General features: G+C 31.6%; 22 protein-coding genes. 14 read left to right on the forward strand and 8 right to left on the reverse strand.

The annotated features are described in order from the left end of the window. Positions 1-29: 29 nt before the first annotated feature. The 3 genes from Q9968_RS09000 to Q9968_RS09010 form a co-directional block, all read right to left on the reverse strand. The gene (locus Q9968_RS09000) at positions 30-1,016 is read right to left on the reverse strand and encodes an alpha/beta fold hydrolase (RefSeq protein WP_305515589.1); all 987 of its coding nucleotides are present in this window, start codon (positions 1,014-1,016) and stop codon (positions 30-32) included. A 106-nt stretch (positions 1,017-1,122) separates the two neighbouring features. Continuing rightward, positions 1,123-1,395 carry a DUF5750 family protein gene (locus tag Q9968_RS09005; RefSeq protein WP_305515591.1) on the reverse strand — a complete coding sequence of 91 codons (273 nt, stop codon included), beginning with the start codon at positions 1,393-1,395 and terminating at the stop codon, positions 1,123-1,125. 8 nt (positions 1,396-1,403) lie between these two features. Further along, positions 1,404-2,345 (reverse strand): alpha/beta fold hydrolase, encoded by a 942-nt coding sequence (locus Q9968_RS09010; RefSeq protein ID WP_342765959.1) that lies wholly within the window; start codon positions 2,343-2,345, stop codon positions 1,404-1,406. Positions 2,346-2,466: 121 nt separating this feature from the next. Between Q9968_RS09010 and nucS the strand changes: the two genes are divergently transcribed. Next, on the forward strand, positions 2,467-3,249 hold the full coding sequence (nucS, locus tag Q9968_RS09015) for an endonuclease NucS (RefSeq protein ID WP_305515596.1): 783 nt from the start codon (positions 2,467-2,469) through the stop codon (positions 3,247-3,249). Here nucS and Q9968_RS09020 read toward each other — a convergent pair. Continuing rightward, the gene (locus Q9968_RS09020) at positions 3,246-3,725 is read right to left on the reverse strand and encodes a hypothetical protein (protein ID WP_305515598.1); all 480 of its coding nucleotides are present in this window, start codon (positions 3,723-3,725) and stop codon (positions 3,246-3,248) included. The genes nucS and Q9968_RS09020 overlap by 4 nt on opposite strands. 69 nt (positions 3,726-3,794) lie before the next feature. Here Q9968_RS09020 and Q9968_RS09025 point away from each other — a divergent pair, with 69 nt between their 5' ends. The 3 genes from Q9968_RS09025 to Q9968_RS09035 all read left to right on the forward strand — a co-directional run bounded on the left by Q9968_RS09025 (position 3,795) and on the right by Q9968_RS09035 (position 5,367). Continuing rightward, positions 3,795-3,959 carry a zinc ribbon domain-containing protein gene (locus Q9968_RS09025; protein ID WP_305515600.1) on the forward strand — a complete coding sequence of 55 codons (165 nt, stop codon included), beginning with the start codon at positions 3,795-3,797 and terminating at the stop codon, positions 3,957-3,959. A gap of 128 nt (positions 3,960-4,087) precedes the next feature. Further along, positions 4,088-4,498, forward strand: coding sequence for a hypothetical protein (locus tag Q9968_RS09030; RefSeq protein WP_305515602.1), 411 nt, complete (start codon positions 4,088-4,090; stop codon positions 4,496-4,498). 41 nt (positions 4,499-4,539) lie between these two features. Then, entirely contained in the window at positions 4,540-5,367 is an 828-nt protein-coding gene (locus tag Q9968_RS09035) for a carbon-nitrogen hydrolase family protein (protein WP_305515604.1), read from the forward strand. Here the strand turns inward: Q9968_RS09035 and Q9968_RS09040 are convergent, their stop codons facing one another. Together Q9968_RS09040 and Q9968_RS09045 are read right to left on the reverse strand one after the other, a co-directional pair. After that, a complete protein-coding gene (locus Q9968_RS09040; protein ID WP_305515606.1) occupies positions 5,368-6,216 on the reverse strand; it encodes a HEAT repeat domain-containing protein in 849 nt (282 codons plus the stop codon). A 120-nt stretch (positions 6,217-6,336) separates the two neighbouring features. After that, the gene (locus tag Q9968_RS09045; RefSeq protein ID WP_305515608.1) at positions 6,337-7,104 is read right to left on the reverse strand and encodes an SDR family NAD(P)-dependent oxidoreductase; all 768 of its coding nucleotides are present in this window, start codon (positions 7,102-7,104) and stop codon (positions 6,337-6,339) included. A 308-nt stretch (positions 7,105-7,412) separates the two neighbouring features. On the opposite strand from Q9968_RS09045, the gene Q9968_RS09050 reads away from it, so the two are divergent. Genes Q9968_RS09050 through Q9968_RS09060 form a run of 3 tightly spaced genes read left to right on the forward strand, consistent with a single transcriptional unit; the run spans position 7,413 to position 10,853 of the window. Then, complete coding sequence (locus tag Q9968_RS09050; RefSeq protein ID WP_305515610.1) at positions 7,413-10,010, forward strand: ATP-dependent helicase; 2,598 nt, start codon at positions 7,413-7,415, stop codon at positions 10,008-10,010. Between the two features lie 59 nt (positions 10,011-10,069). After that, positions 10,070-10,438 (forward strand): DUF5518 domain-containing protein, encoded by a 369-nt coding sequence (locus Q9968_RS09055; RefSeq protein WP_305515612.1) that lies wholly within the window; start codon positions 10,070-10,072, stop codon positions 10,436-10,438. Positions 10,439-10,454: 16 nt separating this feature from the next. Then, a complete protein-coding gene (locus Q9968_RS09060; RefSeq protein ID WP_305515614.1) occupies positions 10,455-10,853 on the forward strand; it encodes a hypothetical protein in 399 nt (132 codons plus the stop codon). Positions 10,854-10,861: 8 nt separating this feature from the next. On the opposite strand, the gene Q9968_RS09065 is transcribed toward Q9968_RS09060, so the two are convergent. After that, positions 10,862-11,953 carry a formate--phosphoribosylaminoimidazolecarboxamide ligase gene (locus Q9968_RS09065; RefSeq protein WP_305515616.1) on the reverse strand — a complete coding sequence of 364 codons (1,092 nt, stop codon included), beginning with the start codon at positions 11,951-11,953 and terminating at the stop codon, positions 10,862-10,864. 116 nt (positions 11,954-12,069) lie between these two features. On the opposite strand from Q9968_RS09065, the gene Q9968_RS09070 reads away from it, so the two are divergent. Together Q9968_RS09070 and Q9968_RS09075 are read left to right on the forward strand one after the other, a co-directional pair. Next, positions 12,070-12,609, forward strand: coding sequence for a metallophosphoesterase (locus tag Q9968_RS09070; RefSeq protein WP_305515620.1), 540 nt, complete (start codon positions 12,070-12,072; stop codon positions 12,607-12,609). 1 nt (position 12,610) lies between these two features. Then, positions 12,611-13,240: an RlmE family RNA methyltransferase gene (locus Q9968_RS09075; RefSeq protein WP_305515630.1), complete on the forward strand. Its 630-nt coding sequence runs from the start codon at positions 12,611-12,613 to the stop codon at positions 13,238-13,240. A gap of 1 nt (position 13,241) precedes the next feature. Here Q9968_RS09075 and Q9968_RS09080 read toward each other — a convergent pair whose 3' ends face one another. Further along, positions 13,242-13,661, reverse strand: coding sequence for a hypothetical protein (locus Q9968_RS09080; RefSeq protein WP_305515632.1), 420 nt, complete (start codon positions 13,659-13,661; stop codon positions 13,242-13,244). 120 nt (positions 13,662-13,781) lie between these two features. Here Q9968_RS09080 and Q9968_RS09085 point away from each other — a divergent pair, with 120 nt between their 5' ends. The 5 genes from Q9968_RS09085 (at position 13,782) to Q9968_RS09105 (ending at position 18,568) form a co-directional block, all read left to right on the forward strand. Beyond that, positions 13,782-15,785: a minichromosome maintenance protein MCM gene (locus Q9968_RS09085; RefSeq protein WP_305515714.1), complete on the forward strand. Its 2,004-nt coding sequence runs from the start codon at positions 13,782-13,784 to the stop codon at positions 15,783-15,785. Between the two features lie 114 nt (positions 15,786-15,899). After that, on the forward strand, positions 15,900-16,307 hold the full coding sequence (locus Q9968_RS09090) for a translation initiation factor IF-2 subunit beta (RefSeq protein ID WP_305515634.1): 408 nt from the start codon (positions 15,900-15,902) through the stop codon (positions 16,305-16,307). Between the two features lie 33 nt (positions 16,308-16,340). Then, positions 16,341-17,384 carry a 60S ribosomal export protein NMD3 gene (locus tag Q9968_RS09095; RefSeq protein ID WP_305515637.1) on the forward strand — a complete coding sequence of 348 codons (1,044 nt, stop codon included), beginning with the start codon at positions 16,341-16,343 and terminating at the stop codon, positions 17,382-17,384. 8 nt (positions 17,385-17,392) lie between these two features. Then, positions 17,393-18,355 carry a tyrosine--tRNA ligase gene (locus tag Q9968_RS09100; RefSeq protein WP_305515639.1) on the forward strand — a complete coding sequence of 321 codons (963 nt, stop codon included), beginning with the start codon at positions 17,393-17,395 and terminating at the stop codon, positions 18,353-18,355. Further along, positions 18,356-18,568, forward strand: coding sequence for a hypothetical protein (locus tag Q9968_RS09105; protein ID WP_305515641.1), 213 nt, complete (start codon positions 18,356-18,358; stop codon positions 18,566-18,568). Positions 18,569-18,577 lie beyond the last annotated feature (9 nt).

Genomic DNA, 18,577 nt, shown 5'->3' on the forward strand with positions numbered 1-18,577 from the left:
TAGCTAGTTTTAAACTAGTTACTTATTTCTTATTTTATATTACTTAAAAATTCCTTCAATTCATCATCAATAATTGGATGTTCATCATATTCTTGATAATTATCAGATGATTTAAACAATACTACTTTTGAATTTTCAATTAAATCCTCTAATGGCAATAAATCAAATTCTGGAGCATAATACACATCATTATCAGTGCCGACGATTAACACATTTGTTTTTATATTTTTTAACTTATCTTCCAGATTATATTCTAAAATTGCATCATTTCTAAATTTGAAATCATATACATCTACAAATAATCCTTCATCAACAAAATCATCCATCAACACATCAATTTCATCATTAGACATTTTTTGAAACATTCTTTTAGAAAAATAATTCGAATATAATAATCTATTAATAGAAACCATCATTCTGGATAATGAATCAGTATATACATCAGAATAAAAATCATCAGATAAATCTAAAATACTGTCCATGCATTTGGAAATCACATACCTATATCCGTTTGTTTTATAGGAACTGCCGGAAATCATTATAAAGTCCATTTCATCCGGATATTCGCATGCCCAGGTATATACTTCATATCCTCCCAATCCCCGTCCCATAATACCATGTACCCTTTCAATGTTGAATCGCTCTTTTAGAAATTGCCTTTTGAAATTGACACGATCTTTAATAGTATATTTTGGAAAATTATGTTTTAAATTAGTAACTGATGGTGAACAAGAATTTGGAAACCCCAATGAGGTTGCAAAAATAAAATAATAACTATCATAATCGAAAATTTTACCTTCACCAATAATACGATAAAGATTATCTAATGAAGAATAATTTTCATTGAAACTATGGCAGTAAACGATTGCATTAGTCATATTTCCATCATCGTCATATTTTGGAGTGCCCTTAGCTAAATATTCCACATCAACATCGTTTAATATATCTCCAGATTCAAATTCAAATTCATCTATAATAAACTTGTCATAATCAATAAATACCTCATTATAAACCATATTAATCCTCCAAATACATTTAATTAATTATAATATTAAACGAATTATATATAATTATCCATAATAAAAATAAAAAGTAAAAATAAACAATAATGCACAAAAGTATTCATAAATCCTCTAAAAAACTATTTAAAAATACAAACATTTCAATTTCTTCACGTGCTTTAAAATCATCAAATCTGAATTTTGCAACATCACTTTGAAAAGGATATAATTCATCTTCAAAATACATTTTAATTACAAGAACATCACCAGCAATTTTACTTTCTTCTTCAAGATTTTCATTTAAACCCTGCAATTGCCCTTGAGATAAATTATAAACCGAATATTCAACAAAATTAACCTCACCCTGACCATAATCAGTAATTTTTACATCCAAAATATCACCTAAAATTTATCCATGAATTCTTTTAATTCATCAGAAATACTCACAAGATCATTGAAACATAAATGCCCTAAATCAGAATCCATTATAATCAACTGTGAATCCTTAATCATCTCAGACATTGGAATTGCATCAAGTTCAGGTGGAAAATGAGGATCTTGTTTACAAGAAATTATTAAAACCTTAGATTTGATTTTATCTAGCTCATTTTCAACATCATAATCCATGCAGGATCCATTACAATATTTTAAATCATAAATGTCAACATCCATCATCTCATTGCCGAAATTTTCAAATTCACTAGCCAATTCCATATTAGACATTTCCCTCAATGATTCTTTAGAAAGTCCAAAGTTAAATTCAGCTAAATTAGCTATTCTCAGGGTTCTAAGTAGAGAATAAGTCATTTTACCTTTAGCATAATCCGGGTCAGAGGTTATGATTTCATCAACAAATTTTGAAAGGATAAAATCATGACCCGCTACTTTATAACTACTAACACCAACAATTATAAAATCTGCAAAGTCAGGATAATTAATAGCCCAGGTTAAGCTAACAAAACCTCCCATGGAATTGCCAATCATTCCTAAAACATGGGAAATATTAAATTTTTCAACTAAAAATTGTTTTTGGAAATTAACAACATCAAGAATGGAATATTTTGGAAATTTACTGTTTAATCCAGTAGTTGAAGGAGAACATGATGCTGGAGATCCTAAAGCAGTTAAAGATATGAAAAAATATTTGTTTTCATCAAAAACATCACCATCACCAACTAATGGAGCTACTTTCTTCATTGAGGAATAATTGCCAAGAGACCCATGGCAATAAATAATTGCATTTTTAATTAAACCCTCATCATCATATAGTGGAGTTCCAAAAGTCATATACTCAACTTTAACATCATTTAAGACTTTTCCACTTTTAAATTCAAATGAATCCATAGTATAATATTCATTTTTACTTTCAAAATATTCCTCGTCGTAAATTTGAATTCCTCCTGAAATAATGTATAAATCTATGAAAAACAAATTATTTAAATTAAACTAAACAATGTTAATTGTGATGAAATATAAAATTTTAGAAAAGCCAACTTGTCAAGAAGCATATGATTTAATCGAGGAGGCTCTTAGAAAAAAGGCAACAATCATGATTTTTGCATGTTGTAAAGTCAATTATGAAGGAAGAGCTTTAAGCGAGCTTAACTGGGGCGAACGCATAATACTGATTAAGCCAGATGGAGCATTCCTAATTCATCAAGAAAAAAAGGTAGAACCCGTTAATTGGCAACCTCCAAAATCTCGAACAAGAGCATATATTAAAAACGATAATTTATTCCTTGAAAGTCATAGAAGAACCCCTAAAGAATTATTAACCGTGGAAATAAGACAAACCCAATTTATCAACTATGCAAATATTGAAGACTTTGAAGAACTTGAACAGGCAGGATATGAAAAAGACATGGGAGACATGATTATGGATAAACCACATGTAATTGAAGAAGGTTTCACACCCACTGCTCGTGAATATAGTGTTGAACATGGATTTATAGACATTCTAGGAAAAGATAGTGACAATAATTTAATGATTTTAGAACTAAAAGCTCGCAAAGCCGGAGTTACTGCTGTAAAGCAACTTAGACGATACATTCAGGACATGGAAAATACTGAAAATGACTATCTAAGAGAAGTTGAAGCTGAAAAGAAAAAAATTAGAGGACTGCTTGTTGCACCATCCCTTATGGATGACGCACTGGAAATGATTGAAGAGGAAGGCATTGAATTTGTATCAGTTGAACCCCCTCGTGAGCTTAAAAGAGACAAAAAAGTAACATTGGATTTCTTTTAATCTAATGCCTTTTCAATTTTTTTTATTTCATTATCAAAATAGTGTTTAGTAAACTCATTTGCCGGAATTGAAATAGTTACATGGCAGTCTTTTTCTAATTTGTAAATAAGGTAATCTTCACTTTCAAGAGAAACAGACCCGTCCTCATTTAAAACATCGAGATTGTCCAGTTCAGACAAGATAGTTTCATATTCATTTTTTTCTAATTCAATAACATCATCTAATTCCATTTCCTGAACTGTTGGATTTAAGTGTAAGGCAATAGCTACAAATCCATTAACTTTTCTATCATCTACAGAAAATTCAGAACTTCTAATTTCATCCATAGAAAATTTAATATGGGTTATTGTGTTTTTAGTAACTGGAATTTCTTTTGATAAACCAATTTGATTAACTTCATAATGGTTTTTCCAATCACCAATTTTGTAAATTGCATAATTTATATCATCAAGATTGATAATTTTATCATCATCCATAATATCACATATATTAAATATGTTTTTATACAATAAATAATAAATGTAACTTTTAATGGAGGTTAATCTGTGAAAAAATGTCCTGAATGCGGAAATCCTAGTTATGATGGTGCTCCTATTTGTGGAAATTGTGGTTATAACTTTCCAAAACCGAAAGTTGTAGCCCCGAAAAGCGAAGATATTTTCCAAAAAGAGCCTAAAGTTGAAAAAATTCCAATGATGAAGATACAATAAGTATCATTAAACAACGTAAACTTATTATTGGAATTATAATAACAATAAAATTAATAGTTATATATTTAATCTTATTAATCGGATGAAATAATCAAAATAATTCTAAGTCATTTATTAAATAAAATGATATGCTTAAATATACTTCCGGCGATTTTTCATTTAAATATCCTAGCAGTTGGAAATCAATCAATCTGACCGATATAGAGCATCCTGGAGCTATCTTTTTCCAAAATAAAAATAATGTAACCATTGAGTATTATAATGTAAGTAATGATTCTAACTCTTTAAAGGAAATAACTCAAAATAGAATTAGTACTGCTCAAACTAATGGAGATTATGTCGAACTTGTTGAAACAATAACTTTAGATGGTAGAAACGCATCAAATATTCTTTTAGAAAATGCTGATGGTGATTATACTAGGTATATTTCTATGTTTAGTGATGGAAAGTTACATGTCTTTAAAATAACTGGAGACTCTGAAAACTCACTTTCCTCTGAAGATATTGAAAGCACTATTAGTTCTGCTGATATTGCTTAAGTATGATTTAAATCATACTTTTTTTATTTTTAAATTTCAATATGACAAAAATTAAACTTGCACTTTGTCAAATGAATGTCATAGACAATAAAGCGACGAATATTAAAAAAGCTAGCTTGATGATAGAAGAAAGTGTTAAAAATAATGCTGATTTTATAGTTTTACCTGAAATGTTTAACTGTCCTTACTCTAATGATAAATTTATTGAATATAGTGAAGAAGAGCAAGACAGCCCCACCTTAAACAAAATTTCAGCATTAGCAAAGAAGAATGAGGTTTATATTTTAGCTGGATCAATTCCTGAAAGAGAATCAGACAGATTATACAACACTAGCTATTTATTTAACCGGAAAGGCGAAATAATAGCTAAACATAGAAAAATGCATCTTTTTGACATTGACATTGAAGACCAAATTACTTTTAAAGAGTCAGATGTATTGACTGCAGGAGACGAATTTACAATCGCCAATACAGAATTCGGCAAAATAGGCATTGGAATTTGCTATGATATTCGTTTTGTTGAGCTTGCAAGAATTATGGTTGAAAATAAGGCATTGCTTCTTTTCTATCCAGGGGCATTTAATATGGCAACTGGCCCTGCCCATTGGGAGTTATTATTCCGTTCAAGAGCTCTTGACAACCAAGTTTTCTGCATAGGCGTTGCACCTGCACTAAATAAAGATGCAAGTTACCACAGTTATGGCCATTCAATTGTCACAAATCCATGGGGCGAAGTTATTGTCCAGTCAAATGAAAAAGAAGATTTGATATTTTGCGAAATCGATTTAGATGAAATAAAAAAAGTAAGAGAGGAAATTCCCCTTTTAAAAAATAAAAGAAAAGATTTATATGAAGTTATTTGCAAATAACTATTTTAATTTGGCTAATCTTTTCGTGAAGTACTCTAATTTTTTATCATTATCAGAAAATACTTCAATTGCTGTTTCAATGACCCTTACCTCATTATCATAGTCATTGGCTTTTCTGTATAAAATACATAATCTTTTATATGGAGCATCTTTATCCTGTTTTGATTCAACGTAACGTTCATATTCCTTGATAGCTTTTTGAAGATTAGTTTTTTCCATTTCTTTAATTGTGCTAATTGGAATAACTTTTGCAACACTTTCACCAGCTGCTTTTGCTTTTTGTCTTTTTTGAGCTTTTTTAATGGCTTTATTGCATGATTTTTTGAAGTCTTTATCTTTTTCAGCTTTTCTTGCATCTTTGATTAGATTAATAGATTCCTCAGTTGCAAGATCTCCTAATGCTTGAATAGCTGCAAGTCTAACTCCCCAATCCTCATCATCAAGACATTTAGCAATGAAATCTAGTTCATCTTCAGCTTGAAGTTCTCCGAGTGCACGTACTGCAACCTTTCTAACTCCAAAGTCCTCGTCTTCTGTTGATTTGACAAAAGAATCAATGACTTTTTTATTTTCAGTTTCTTTAAGTGCAAATGCAAGGAAACGTTTATCTTTACCTTCTGCATTTTCAAATTCATCAATTAATTTATCAACAGCCACCTCACCCATACTTCCTAATATTTCAGCAGCTTTAAATCTGATTTGGGCATTGTCATCAGTAGTAGCTTTAATTAATGGTTCAATTGCTTCCTCATCAGTGATGCCAACTAATGATTCGACAGCTTCTTTTCTGATACTGACATCCTCATTTGATAAATCGTTAATAGTATCATTAAAATTTAAATTTGACATAGTAAATAATTAGATTTTAAGAATATATAATAATACCCATTACTTAAATTTCATTAAAAATAGTTAAATCAATTATAAATATGTTATTGAAATAAAAAAATAAGGGAAAAAATCCCTTATCTAAATAGCTGTCCATCCACCATCAATACAGATTAATTGACCAGTACAGAAACTTGATGCATCAGAGGCCAAGTAAATTGCAATACCATCCAATTCACCAGGTTTACCTAAGCGGCCTGCCGGACAATATGCTGCAATGAGGTCCATGAATCCATCCATTTCAATAGAATCTACAGTTAATTCAGTTTCAAATACCGCAGGACCAATAGCGTTTACAGTAATATTGTATTTGGCCCATACTGCTAAGTTTTTGGTTAAGTTCATTACTCCACCTTTAGCAGATGAGTATGCGCTAATTCCTCCACCGGGGAAGATTACTCTTGAGTGGATTGAACCAATGTTAATGATTTTACCATATTCCTGTTCAATCATTATTTCCCCAACAGCTTTACACATGTAGTATACACCACTTAAATCAATGTGAATGTGTCTTTCCCATTCTTCATTTGATTGATCAGTAACCATTTTGTTATTGCCCATACCTGCAGCGTTAACCAAAATATCAATCCTACCATATTCATCCATAACTTTTGCAACCGCCGCAGTTATACTGTCATAATCTCCTACATCACATACAGCATAGATAGCATCAACTCCATATTCTTTTTCTATTTCAGCTACGTTTTCTAACAATCTTTCTTCTCTTCTTGCAAATAATGCTAATCTAGCACCTTGACTTGCATATGCCTGTGCAATTTGCCAGCCAAGTCCAGATGAAGCACCGGTTATTACTGCCACTTTATCTTTTATATCAAAATAGTTTTTCATTTAACATTCCACTTAGGCATAAGCCTATGTTAATTATTTTAAAATTTAAAGTATTTAACTATTTTTATTTAATTTATTTCGTAAATATAGAAATTAAATCCAATAAATTATAAAAAATATTAAAAAATATTCATAAAAATAAACAGTCCCATAACGAATACAATTAATAATTTTTATGAACACCCAAGTATTTGAATTTGACAAAAAACTGTTTAAAAATAATACCCCAATTATAAAAAGATACAATAATATTAAATAAATTGACACAAATAAAATAAAAAATGTTAGTAAAAGACGGGGAACATTAAATGATTGAAGAGCAAAACAAAACATATTCAAAAAAACAAATTTACAAAACACTTCACCCATGGGTTAGACAATGGTTTGAATCCCAATTCAAAGATTTCACACCCGCTCAGAAAAAATCGATCATAGATATCCACAAAAACAATAACATACTTATATCTTCACCAACAGGTTCAGGTAAAACATTAACAGCATTTTTATCAGTAATCAGTAAGTTAACAAGTCTTGCTGAGAAAGAAAAGCTTGAAGATAAAGTTTACTGCATTTACATCTCACCCCTAAAAGCATTAGATAATGATATCGAAAAAAATTTAGACGAACCCCTAAAAGAAATTGAAAAAATAGCTGGTCAGAACTTAGGAATAAGAAAAGCAGTGCGAACCGGCGATACAAGCCAATATCAAAGACAAAAAATGCTTAAAAAACCGCCGCACATTTTAATTACAACCCCTGAAACATTATCAATCTTACTAGTGGCCCCTAAATTTAGAGAAAAATTAAGTCATGTGAAATATGTCATTGTTGATGAAATTCACTCATTAGCTGAAAATAAACGAGGAGTAGATTTAAGTTTATCTCTTGAAAGGCTGCAGCACCTAATTGGACAATATACAAGAATCGGCCTATCAGCAACAGTAAGTCCAATTGAAGAAGTTGCAAGATTTTTAGTAGGTTATGAATATGAAGTAGAGCGAAACTGCAAAATAGTTAATATAAACTATTTAAAAGAACTTGACATGGAGGTAATGTGTCCAGTAAGCGATATTGTACTTGCTGATGAAGAAGACATACGACTTGGAATGTATGACTTGCTTGATGATTTAATTCAGGAAAACAAGACCACATTAATATTTACAAATACAAGAAGTGGAACAGAACGTTTTGTTTATAATTTAAAGAAAATGTATCCGATGAATTATGATAATGACAATATCATGGCTCACCATTCTTCACTTTCAAAAGAAGCACGTCTTGAAACAGAAAATAAACTAAAGGAAGGAAAATTAAAAGCTGTCGTTTCATCAACATCCCTAGAACTTGGCATTGACATTGGATATATTGATCTTGTAGTTTTAATAAACTCGCCGAAATCAGTTGCAAGAGCTCTTCAAAGAATCGGTAGAAGCGGACACAGGCTACATGAGAAATCACATGGAAAAATCATAGTAACCGACCGTGATGATTTAGTAGAATGTTCAGTTCTTCTAAAAAATGCAAAAGAAGGTAAAATTGATAAAATCACGATACCAACAAACTGTCTTGATGTATTGGCCCAACATATTTACGGAATGAGTATTGAAAATCCATGGGATATTGATTATGCATATGACGTGATAAGGAAGAGTTATTGTTATAAAGACCTAACAAGAGATGATTATGAAAATGTATTGAGTTATCTTGCTGGAGAATATCCTGAACTTGAAGAACATTATGTTTATGCTAAAATTTGGATTGATTATAAAGAAAATACCTTTGGAAAAAGAGGAAAGCTAGCCAGAATGCTTTATTCTACAAATATTGGAACAATACCAGATTCATCTGGAGTGCTTGTTAAATATGATGGTGAAACAGTTGGTAAAATTGAAGAGTCATTTATGGAGAGACTGAAAAAAGGAGACACATTCGTTTTGGGAGGTAGAACATATCGATTCAATTATGGAAAAGGAATGACTATAAATGTAACTCCTGCAAGCGGACCTCCGACAATACCTTCATGGTTTTCACAACAACTGCCACTATCATTTGACCTTGCAATGGATATACAAAAATTTAGATCGTTTATGGACTCTAAATTTGAATATAGGAAAAGTAAAGAAGAAATCATGGAATTTATCTATGATTATTTATATGTAGATGAATTTGCAGCCAATTCAATATATGAATACTTTGTCGAACAATACAAATATGCTAGAATTCCATCCAATAGAAGGTTATTAATTGAATACTATAAAGGATTCGGAGGGAGGAAATTTGTAATATTTCATTCATTATTCGGACGAAAAGTCAATGATGCACTATCCCGTGCAGTTGCTTATGTTGTTGCTCAAAAATACAATACCAATGTTACCATTTCAATATCAGACAATGGTTTTTATTTAAGCTCAGATGGCACTATTGGAGGACTGGAGTCATTTAAAAAATTAACTCCTGAAAATTTCGAGCAAATATTATCAAATTCATTAAATAAAACAGAAACATTAGCTTCCCGCTTTAGACATTGTGCTGGAAGATCATTGATGACACTTAGAAAATATAAGGGAGAATCTAAATCAGTTGGTCGCCAACAAGTTAGAGGAAAAATATTACTTAAGTTCGTTCAAGGCATGGATGAGGATTTCTCAATTCTAAAAGAAGCTAGAAGAGAAGCAATGGAAGATTATATGGATGTTAAAAATGCCTTAAAAGTTATCAAAATTGTCGATAGTGGTGAGCTAGAAATTAAAACAATAGACACTGTTATTCCAAGTCCATTTTCATTTAATTTAGTTTCACAAGGATACTTAGATATCCTAAATCAAAATGACAAAAACGAATTTACAAAAAGAATGCATCAAGCAATCGTTGAGCAAATTAAAGATAAACTAAAAGATATTTATTAAAAGTCAAAAGATAAACATATTATAAATGATGTTAAATAATTAATTAAAAAGGTGATAATATGACTAAATGGAGTGCAGTATTTATCGGATTCATACTTGCTGTTGCTGTAAAATCATTTTTCGCACATTATGAATTTGTAGGATTGTTAATTGTAGGATTCATTACAGGATACATTGCTCATTCTGGAGCATTAAGTGGACTTTGGAATGCTGCTGTTGCAGGAGCCTTAGGTACAATTATTGCAGCAATATTATTTGTTTTAATTGTAACATTTGGAGGCAGTTTTGCAGGAATGTTTGGAGGATTAACCGGATTCACACTCTCTGGAGTCGCTAGCATAATCACAATTATTGAATCATTAATTTATTATGCAATTGTAATGGGAATTACCGGAGCCGTTGGAGGAGCATTAGCTTCTAAAAATTAATTTTTGGAGATATGAAATGAATAAATTCATAGATTTTAATATGAAATCATTGGTATTTGGAGCCGCAATAGCTGCTGCATTTATTATATTTGGATGGCAATTTTGGGATTGGTTTTATCCTTTCTCAGCAATAGGTCTTTTATATGCTGGATACGGTCAAAATGACCTGAAAATGGGAGCCATTATAGGAGCAATCGCATCAACACCCATTATCGCTTTAACATTCAAAGGATATATGGGTCAATTTAGTGGAATTTTCTTAACTGAAAACGGAATGATGGGTTTAACCATCTTAATCCTTGTTGTAGGTGCTTTCGTTGGTTTTGTTGGTGCATGGACAAAAAGAAGTCGTGTAAAAGCATTAGAGGAATACGAAAAAAAACAGAAAATCGGAAAAAATAAAAACAAAAAATAATAACAAATTTATGTTATTATTTTTTCTAATTCATCTCTTTTTATGCCTTTTTTAATTTCAACCGCAATTCTTCTACCCATGCTCATTGGTTCACCATAAGTTAAGTAGGAGTAAGGAGAACCGTTCATAAATGTGTTAGTTCCACCATCAGTTCTTGCACTAATTTCAAAACAAATTACTTCTAAATTATCATTCACTAATGTTTGCATGCAGAATGGTCCGTTTAATCCAGGAGCAACCAATTTTTTAGCACTTTCAGTTAATTTATCCGCCATCTCAAATACTTGAGGAAGTAATGACTCACGAATGACCGCAGGGTGGTTACCAGTTACAACATAAGACGGGCTTAAATCAATGTCTAACTGATCCTTTGCAGGCATTCTTACAAAACCGTCAATACTGGATTCATATCTTGTATCCATACCCATCAATTCAACAGCATCATCAAGTGCTGAGTAAAAATAATGTATACAGTAATTACAACCGGAAACATACTCTTCAATGTGCGCCGCCTCTACATCACTGTCATCTAACCAACCACGTGCTTTCATAGATTCAATTTTTGCATTAAATTCTTCAGTAGAGGATGCTACAAAGTAACCTCTTCCACCTCTTGCACCTGGGAATTTAACCATAACTGGGCGGTCGATTTCAGATGGACCGTCATATTTAAATGGAATTCTAACTCCACCCTCAACCAACAGTGCTCTTTCTTTATCCCTTTCTGCTTCCCATCTTAACACGTCTCTGTTTCCAAACATAGGGACATTAAATTTGTCTTCTACATTATCAAGGCCAGCATATGCAACAAAAGATCCATGAGGAACAACAATTGCATTCATTGCTCGGAGTTTTTCTTGAATATCTTCATTGACAATGTCTTTAAATTCATCAACGATTATATATTCATCTGCAACTCCGAATCTTTGATATGGAATTTCTCTTCCTTTTTCACAAACGATAGCGGTTCTAAATCCTTCTTCTTTTGCACCTTGCAAAATATGTAAAGAAGTGTGACTTCCGAGAGTAGCTATTGTGATTTCACTTTTGTCATAATTAGCCAAAATATTTAAAATATCTTCCTTTTTAACTTCTCCCATTTTATCTTCTCCTAAAAGAATGGTGTTTATAAATATGTTTTTAACAATTTATAATATTTGTTATTTAAAAATTTAAAAAGGATAATAAACATATAATTAAATTAAATAATTAAGGATTGGAAAAAATGTTAATTGGTTTAATTTCAGATACACACATCCCAGATAGAGCAAAAGTATTGCCTCAAAAAGTAATGGAAGCATTTAGTGAAGTTGAATTAATATTACATGCAGGAGATTTAACTTCTCCAAAAGTAATTGAAGAATTAGAAACAATAGCTCCAGTCATGGCAATTCAAGGAAATATGGATAGAGTTAATGGAATTGACCTACCAAAAGCAAAAGTTATTGAAGCAGAAGGTCTGAAAATTGGCCTCATACATGGAGAAGTGTACCCAAGAGCAGATAGCAGCCAATTATTATACTTGGCAAAAGAATTAAATGTTGACATTCTGGTTTCAGGACACTCACATCAACCAAAAATAGAACAAAAAGATGGAATATTGCTATTGAATCCTGGAAGTCCTATAGTTCCAAGGTTTGCAGACAGAACTGTTATGTTACTTGAAATTAATAATGAAGAAGTTGATGTTGAAATTGTTAAAATTGGCTCACCAGTATGTAGCGCACTTGATTTTGACCAATATCCGAGGGATTGAAATGGGAAGCAAATGGCAAATGGAAAAACATAATGATCCATATTATAAAAAAGCTAAAAAAGAAGATTATCGTTCAAGAGCCTCTTATAAACTTAAACAATTAGATAAAAAGTACAAGCTTATTAAAGAGGGCAATACAGTGGTTGATTTAGGTGCAGCACCTGGCGGATGGTCACAAGTTGCACTGGAAAAAGTAGGTGAAGAGGGAATTGTTGTTGGAGTTGACTTAAATAGATTTAAAAAATTCCCCGAAGAAAATTATTATGGAATCAGAGGAGATTTCACAACTCCCGAAGTTCAGGAAAAAATAATGGAAATCATTGGTGGAAAAGCTAAAGTGGTAATGTCTGATGCTGCTCCATCACTTTGCGGCATTAAAAACATCGACCAGCTCAGATCAATTGATTTAGTTAATGTGGTTATTGAAATAGCTGAAAACATCCTAGAAGAAAAAGGCAATTTAGTTATGAAAGTATTCCAAGGTTCCGAATATAAAAATATGTTAGATTCACTTAAATCCAAATTCAGACATGTTAGAACCACCAAACCTCCATCATCACGTAAAAAAAGTTCTGAAATGTACGTTGTAGGACTAGAATATATGCCTAATAAAAAAAAGAGAAAAAAATAATTTAAAGATCATTATATGCTTTATTAGCAGTTTTAAGTTTTTCCTTTGCAAAATCAATCCTACTGTCAACTTCATTTGATGGTTTATCTGCATCAAGAGCGCTTTGAACATTTTCAATAGCTGAATTCGCCCTTGTTAACTCCAATTTAGCATCATTATAAATTTTAACATCATCAGCACCACCCGCATAGTAAGTGGCTTTAATACTATCAAACTTTGCAGATAAATTATTATATTCAGATTGCAACTGTGCAAGTTCATCATATTGAGTACCGGAAGATATTTCATTTGTAATTCCGGTGGAAACAACACTATAACCTACATATGCAACTACAATAACTGTAGCAATTATCATAATAATTCCAACAACAGAAATTAACATGGAGGTGGATTTAAATAAGCTTAATCTAGATTTCCTCATATTAATCCCAATAAATAAAAATTTATTTGTTATTACTATATCAATTAATAGTATATTAATGTTGCTTTTTAGGAAGTTCATGCAATATTTTTTAAGGTATGAACAATTAATATTATGACAATGAACTCAACTAATAAAACTCAAACATCAACCGCAAAATTTGAAGAATTTTTCGCAACATCATATAAGGATGATGTATTTAAAATACTCGAAAAATATCCTGATGAGCGATCACTTACTGTAAACTATCAATCATTAGAAATGTTCGATCCTGATTTAGCGGATTTGTTAATTGAAAAACCTGAAGAGGTTATTGCATCTGCTCAAATAGCTATTAAAAATATTGATCCATTAGTTAAAGATGCAGAAATCAATATCCGTTTTGAAAATTTAACAAATGTAATTCCTTTAAAAACTCTTTTAAGCAAGTATATAGGAACATTTGTTTCTGCTGATGGAATTGTAAGGAAAACTGATGAAATCAGACCACGTATTGAAACCGGTGTTTTTGAATGTAGAGGATGTATGAGATTGCACGAGGTTGAGCAAACTTCAGGAAATCGCATTATTGAACCGTCATTATGTAGTGAATGCGGTGGAAGATCATTTAGATTACTTCAAGAAGAATCAAAATATATTGATACTCAAACTGCTAGGATGCAAGAACCTTTAGAGAATTTATCTGGAGGAACTGAACCTAAGCAGATGCTGATGGTTTTAGAAGATGATTTAGTAGATGAATTAAATCCGGGAGATAAAGTAAGAATAACTGGAACATTAAAAACATTCAGAGAGGAGAGAAGCGGTAAATTTAAAAATTATATTTATGTAAACCATATTGAACCTTTAGAACAGGAATTTGAAGAGTTACAGCTCTCTGAAGAGGATGAGGAAAAAATCATCGAATTATCGAAAGACCCTCATATTTATGACAAAATAATTAAATCAACTGCCCCATCCATTAGAGGATATAGAGATGTTAAAGAAGCTATAGCTCTTCAATTATTTGGAGGAGCTGCAAAACAACTCGAAGATGAAACTAAATTAAGAGGAGACATCCACATTTTGATTGTTGGAGATCCAGGTATCGGTAAATCCCAAATATTGAAATATGTTTCAAGACTTGCCCCAAGAAGTATTTACACAAGCGGTAAAGGTACAACTGGTGCAGGATTAACTGCAGCTGCAGTTAGAGACGAACTTGGCGGATGGTCTCTTGAAGCAGGTGCATTGGTACTTGGGGATCAGGGTAACGTATGTGTTGACGAATTGGATAAAATGAGGTCAGAAGATCGTTCAGCACTTCACGAAGCATTAGAACAACAAACTGTAAGTATTGCAAAAGCAGGAATTATGGCAACATTAAACTCAAGATGTTCTGTTCTTGCAGCAGCAAACCCTAAATTTGGAAGATTTGATCGCTATAAAGTTCTTGCAGAACAAATTGACTTACCAGCCCCAATCATTTCCCGTTTTGATTTAATCTTTGTTATTGAAGACAAACCAAGCAGAGAAGGAGATTCAAAATTAGCAGAGCATATTTTGAAAATACATAAAGAAAATACTGTTGAATATGAAATCGAACCAGATTTACTTAGAAAATATATTGCATATGCTCGTAAAAACATCAAACCCCACTTAACTGATGAAGCTAACGAAGTTTTAAGAGAGTTCTATGTAAATACAAGAAATAGCAATTCTGAAGAACAAGGCCCAGTTCCAATCACTGCAAGACAATTAGAAGCTATCATTCGTTTATCAGAAGCCAGCGCTAAAATTAAACTTAAAGAAACTGTTGACAAAGAAGATGCTGAAAAAGCTGTTAGATTGCAAATGGCATGTCTTAAAGAAGTTGGAGTAGACCCCGAAACTGGTGAAATGGATGTGGATATTGTTGGTGGGGGAACACCAAAATCTGACAGAGATAAAATCCAAAGAGTAACTGAAGAAATCAAAAATCTTGAAGAGGAATATGCTGGACAAGCTCCATTAAACGTGTTACTGTCAAATATGAGTGAAAAATATGGAATAAGTGAAGATAAAACTGAACAAATTGTTAAAAACCTTGTTCAAAAAGGAGTTATCTATCAGCCAACCAATGGATACTTTAGGCGTGTTGTCTAAATTATTCAATTTTTATTTTTATTTGGAAATTTTCCAAAATAACAATACATTAATAAATGATTAAATTTAAAATTAGTGTATTATACTTATACTAATTTTATTAGGAGGATAATTATGGATAAATACGAAGATTTATTAGACAGAGCAATAGACCAATTACCTCCTGAAGTATTTGAACACAAAAGATTCAAAATTCCTAAAGCTTATTCAGATATCCAAGGTAATAGAACATTTATTAAAAACTTTAAAGATGTTTCAGAAGGTTTAAGTAGAGACCCTCAACATTTATTAAAATTCTTAATGAGAGAATTAGGTACTGCAGGAAATATTGAAGGTCAAAGAGCAATTTTACAAGGAAAATTTACTCATTACTTGATTAATGAGAGAATTGAAGACTATGTAGACAAATATGTTATTTGTCATGAATGTAACAGACCAGATACCAAAATTATCAGAGAAGGTAGAATATTCTTACTTAAATGTGCTGCATGCGGTGCAACAGCTCCTTTAAAAACTTTATAATTCTACTTTTTTTTACTTATTTTTTCAGATATTATGTTTTGTCCAGAGTGCGGAAGTACTGATAAAGAAATGGTTGGTGACATCTGCATAGGCTGTTTTTTAAAAAAATTTCAGATGATTGAAATAGCGAAACGTATTGAAGTTCAAATCTGCAGCCATTGCAATAGCAAACTTGAAGAAGGGAAATGGGGGGAAGAAAACATTCCCGAAGAAGAAATTATTTATCGTGCACTTGAGAGGAACATTAAAATCGCTGATGAAGTTGAAAACGAAATCATAAACCTTGAAATTGATCAGATTAAAGGCACAATAGCTTCTTGTTATGTTGAGGTTATTGGTGAAGTTCATGGAACTCAAATTGAAGAAACTCATGAAAGTGAAGTTAAAATCCTAAAAACAGTTTGTCCAACATGCAGCAAAATGCAGTCAGGATACTATGAAACTGTTATTCAATTTAGAGCTGATTCAAGAGAAATAAAACCTGAAGAATATGGAAAAGCTGATGAGATTGTTGAGAGAACTTTAATTAAACAATCAAAAAGCGATAAATTAGCATACTGTCCGCAAATAGCTAAGCTAAAAGAAGGTTATGATTACTACATTGGTTCCTTCAAATCAGGAAAAAAAGTTGCTGAAGCATTGACTGAAGAGTTTGGAGGAATCGTTAAAGAGTCTCCGAGACTTATAAGTGAGGACAAATCAACAGGTAAAGGATTGTACAGAATTTGGATTTCAGTTAGAATTCCTGAATTTGAAATAGATGATTTTGTAAAATATGAAGATAAAATAATCAGGATAAATAGCATCAGTAAAAATAGTGTTTTAGGAGTAGATATCTCCACACACAAAAAGCATAATATCCCTATGAAAAATATGGAAGACATTAAACTTGTTAAAAAGTCATCGGAAATAGGAACTACAACAGTCATATCAAAATCTCCTCAATTCATACAAATTCTAGACCCTCTCGATTATTCAGCTGTGGATTTGAATATGTGTGAGGAATATGAAAAATTAGATGTTGGAGAAGAAGTGAAACTTATCAGAATTGATAGCTACGTTTATTTATTAATTTAAGTGATAACATGAATATTGAAGAAAAGATTCAATTGATTGAAGAAGGAACTCTGGAAGTTATAGATGCAGAAGAATTGAAAGAAGTGCTTAAAAAAAAACAGCCTATAGCTTACACCGGTTATGAACCTTCAGGTAAAATTCATTTAGGACATGCAGTAACGGTACAAAAATTAAAACAATTACAAAAGTTAGGTTTTAAAATTAAAATCCTTTTAGCAGATTACCATGCATTTTTAAACGGAAAAGGAAGTGTTGAAGAAATTGCAGAAACTGCTGAGTACAACAAAAAATGTTTCCAGGCGTTAGGTCTTGATGAAACAACAGAATATGTTTACGGTTCCTCATTCCAATTGAAACCTGACTACACTGATAAAGTTTATAAATTAGCTACTATGACTACTTTAAAAAGAGCAAGAAGAAGTATGGATCAAGTAAGTCGTGCAGACGACAATCCTAAAGTAGCAAGTGTAGTTTATCCTATTATGCAAACTGTTGATATGAGTGCTCTTGAAGTGGACATTGCACTTGGGGGAATGGAACAGAGAAAAATCCAAATGCTAGCACGTGAAAACTTAGAAAAAATAGGTGAAAATGTGCCTGTTTGTATCCACACACCATTATTACATGGCCTTGACGGTGATGCTAAAATGTCTTCAAGTAAAGGAAACTATATCGCTGTAGACGATAGCGTTGAAGAAATATCTAAAAAAATCAACAAAAGTTACTGCCCGCAAGGAGAAATTGAAGGAAATTCGATGATTGAAATCGCAAAAACCTTTGTTTTTCCAAATCAAGATACTTTATTAATTAAAAGACCTGAAAAATTCGGTGGAGACATTGAATTAACACATGATGAGTTGATTAAGGACTTTAGTGAAGGTAATTTACATCCAATGGATTTGAAAAATGGAATTAAGGATTTCTTAATTGAATTCTTTGCTCCGGTAAGAAAGTACATGGAGGAAAATTAAATGGTTGAAGAGAAAGAAGAATTTGAAATGGGTTTGCCTAATGGTGTTGGCGAACAAATGCTTGCTCATGCATTTGAAAAGTTTGACATTAAACTAGAACAAACTGAATTTGGTCCAAAAATTATTGGGGAATATGAAGAGCTTGTAAAAGTTAGAGAGTTTTTAGAAAACGCCATTCGTGAAAGATTAGAAGAATTAGAAGGGAAAAAATAATTCCCTTTA

The organism is Methanobrevibacter sp. V14 (assembly GCF_963082475.1).
Classification (GTDB): Archaea; Methanobacteriota; Methanobacteria; order Methanobacteriales; family Methanobacteriaceae; genus Methanocatella.

Coding starts and splice junctions, on each gene's coding strand:
- Q9968_RS09035 (WP_305515604.1), top strand. CDS start 4,540: ATGACAAAAATTAAACTTGCACTTTGTCAAATGAATGTCATAGACAAT.
- Q9968_RS09045 (WP_305515608.1), bottom strand. CDS start 7,104: ATGAAAAACTATTTTGATATAAAAGATAAAGTGGCAGTAATAACCGGT.
- Q9968_RS09020 (WP_305515598.1), bottom strand. CDS start 3,725: ATGGATGATGATAAAATTATCAATCTTGATGATATAAATTATGCAATT.
- Q9968_RS09060 (WP_305515614.1), top strand. CDS start 10,455: ATGAATAAATTCATAGATTTTAATATGAAATCATTGGTATTTGGAGCC.
- Q9968_RS09055 (WP_305515612.1), top strand. CDS start 10,070: ATGACTAAATGGAGTGCAGTATTTATCGGATTCATACTTGCTGTTGCT.
- Q9968_RS09040 (WP_305515606.1), bottom strand. CDS start 6,216: ATGTCAAATTTAAATTTTAATGATACTATTAACGATTTATCAAATGAG.
- Q9968_RS09050 (WP_305515610.1), top strand. CDS start 7,413: ATGATTGAAGAGCAAAACAAAACATATTCAAAAAAACAAATTTACAAA.
- Q9968_RS09080 (WP_305515632.1), bottom strand. CDS start 13,661: ATGAGGAAATCTAGATTAAGCTTATTTAAATCCACCTCCATGTTAATT.
- Q9968_RS09000 (WP_305515589.1), bottom strand. CDS start 1,016: ATGGTTTATAATGAGGTATTTATTGATTATGACAAGTTTATTATAGAT.
- Q9968_RS09090 (WP_305515634.1), top strand. CDS start 15,900: ATGGATAAATACGAAGATTTATTAGACAGAGCAATAGACCAATTACCT.
- Q9968_RS09100 (WP_305515639.1), top strand. CDS start 17,393: ATGAATATTGAAGAAAAGATTCAATTGATTGAAGAAGGAACTCTGGAA.
- nucS (WP_305515596.1), top strand. CDS start 2,467: ATGAAATATAAAATTTTAGAAAAGCCAACTTGTCAAGAAGCATATGAT.
- Q9968_RS09065 (WP_305515616.1), bottom strand. CDS start 11,953: ATGGGAGAAGTTAAAAAGGAAGATATTTTAAATATTTTGGCTAATTAT.
- Q9968_RS09075 (WP_305515630.1), top strand. CDS start 12,611: ATGGGAAGCAAATGGCAAATGGAAAAACATAATGATCCATATTATAAA.
- Q9968_RS09010 (WP_342765959.1), bottom strand. CDS start 2,345: ATGGATTCATTTGAATTTAAAAGTGGAAAAGTCTTAAATGATGTTAAA.
- Q9968_RS09095 (WP_305515637.1), top strand. CDS start 16,341: ATGTTTTGTCCAGAGTGCGGAAGTACTGATAAAGAAATGGTTGGTGAC.
- Q9968_RS09030 (WP_305515602.1), top strand. CDS start 4,088: ATGCTTAAATATACTTCCGGCGATTTTTCATTTAAATATCCTAGCAGT.
- Q9968_RS09085 (WP_305515714.1), top strand. CDS start 13,782: ATGAACTCAACTAATAAAACTCAAACATCAACCGCAAAATTTGAAGAA.
- Q9968_RS09105 (WP_305515641.1), top strand. CDS start 18,356: ATGGTTGAAGAGAAAGAAGAATTTGAAATGGGTTTGCCTAATGGTGTT.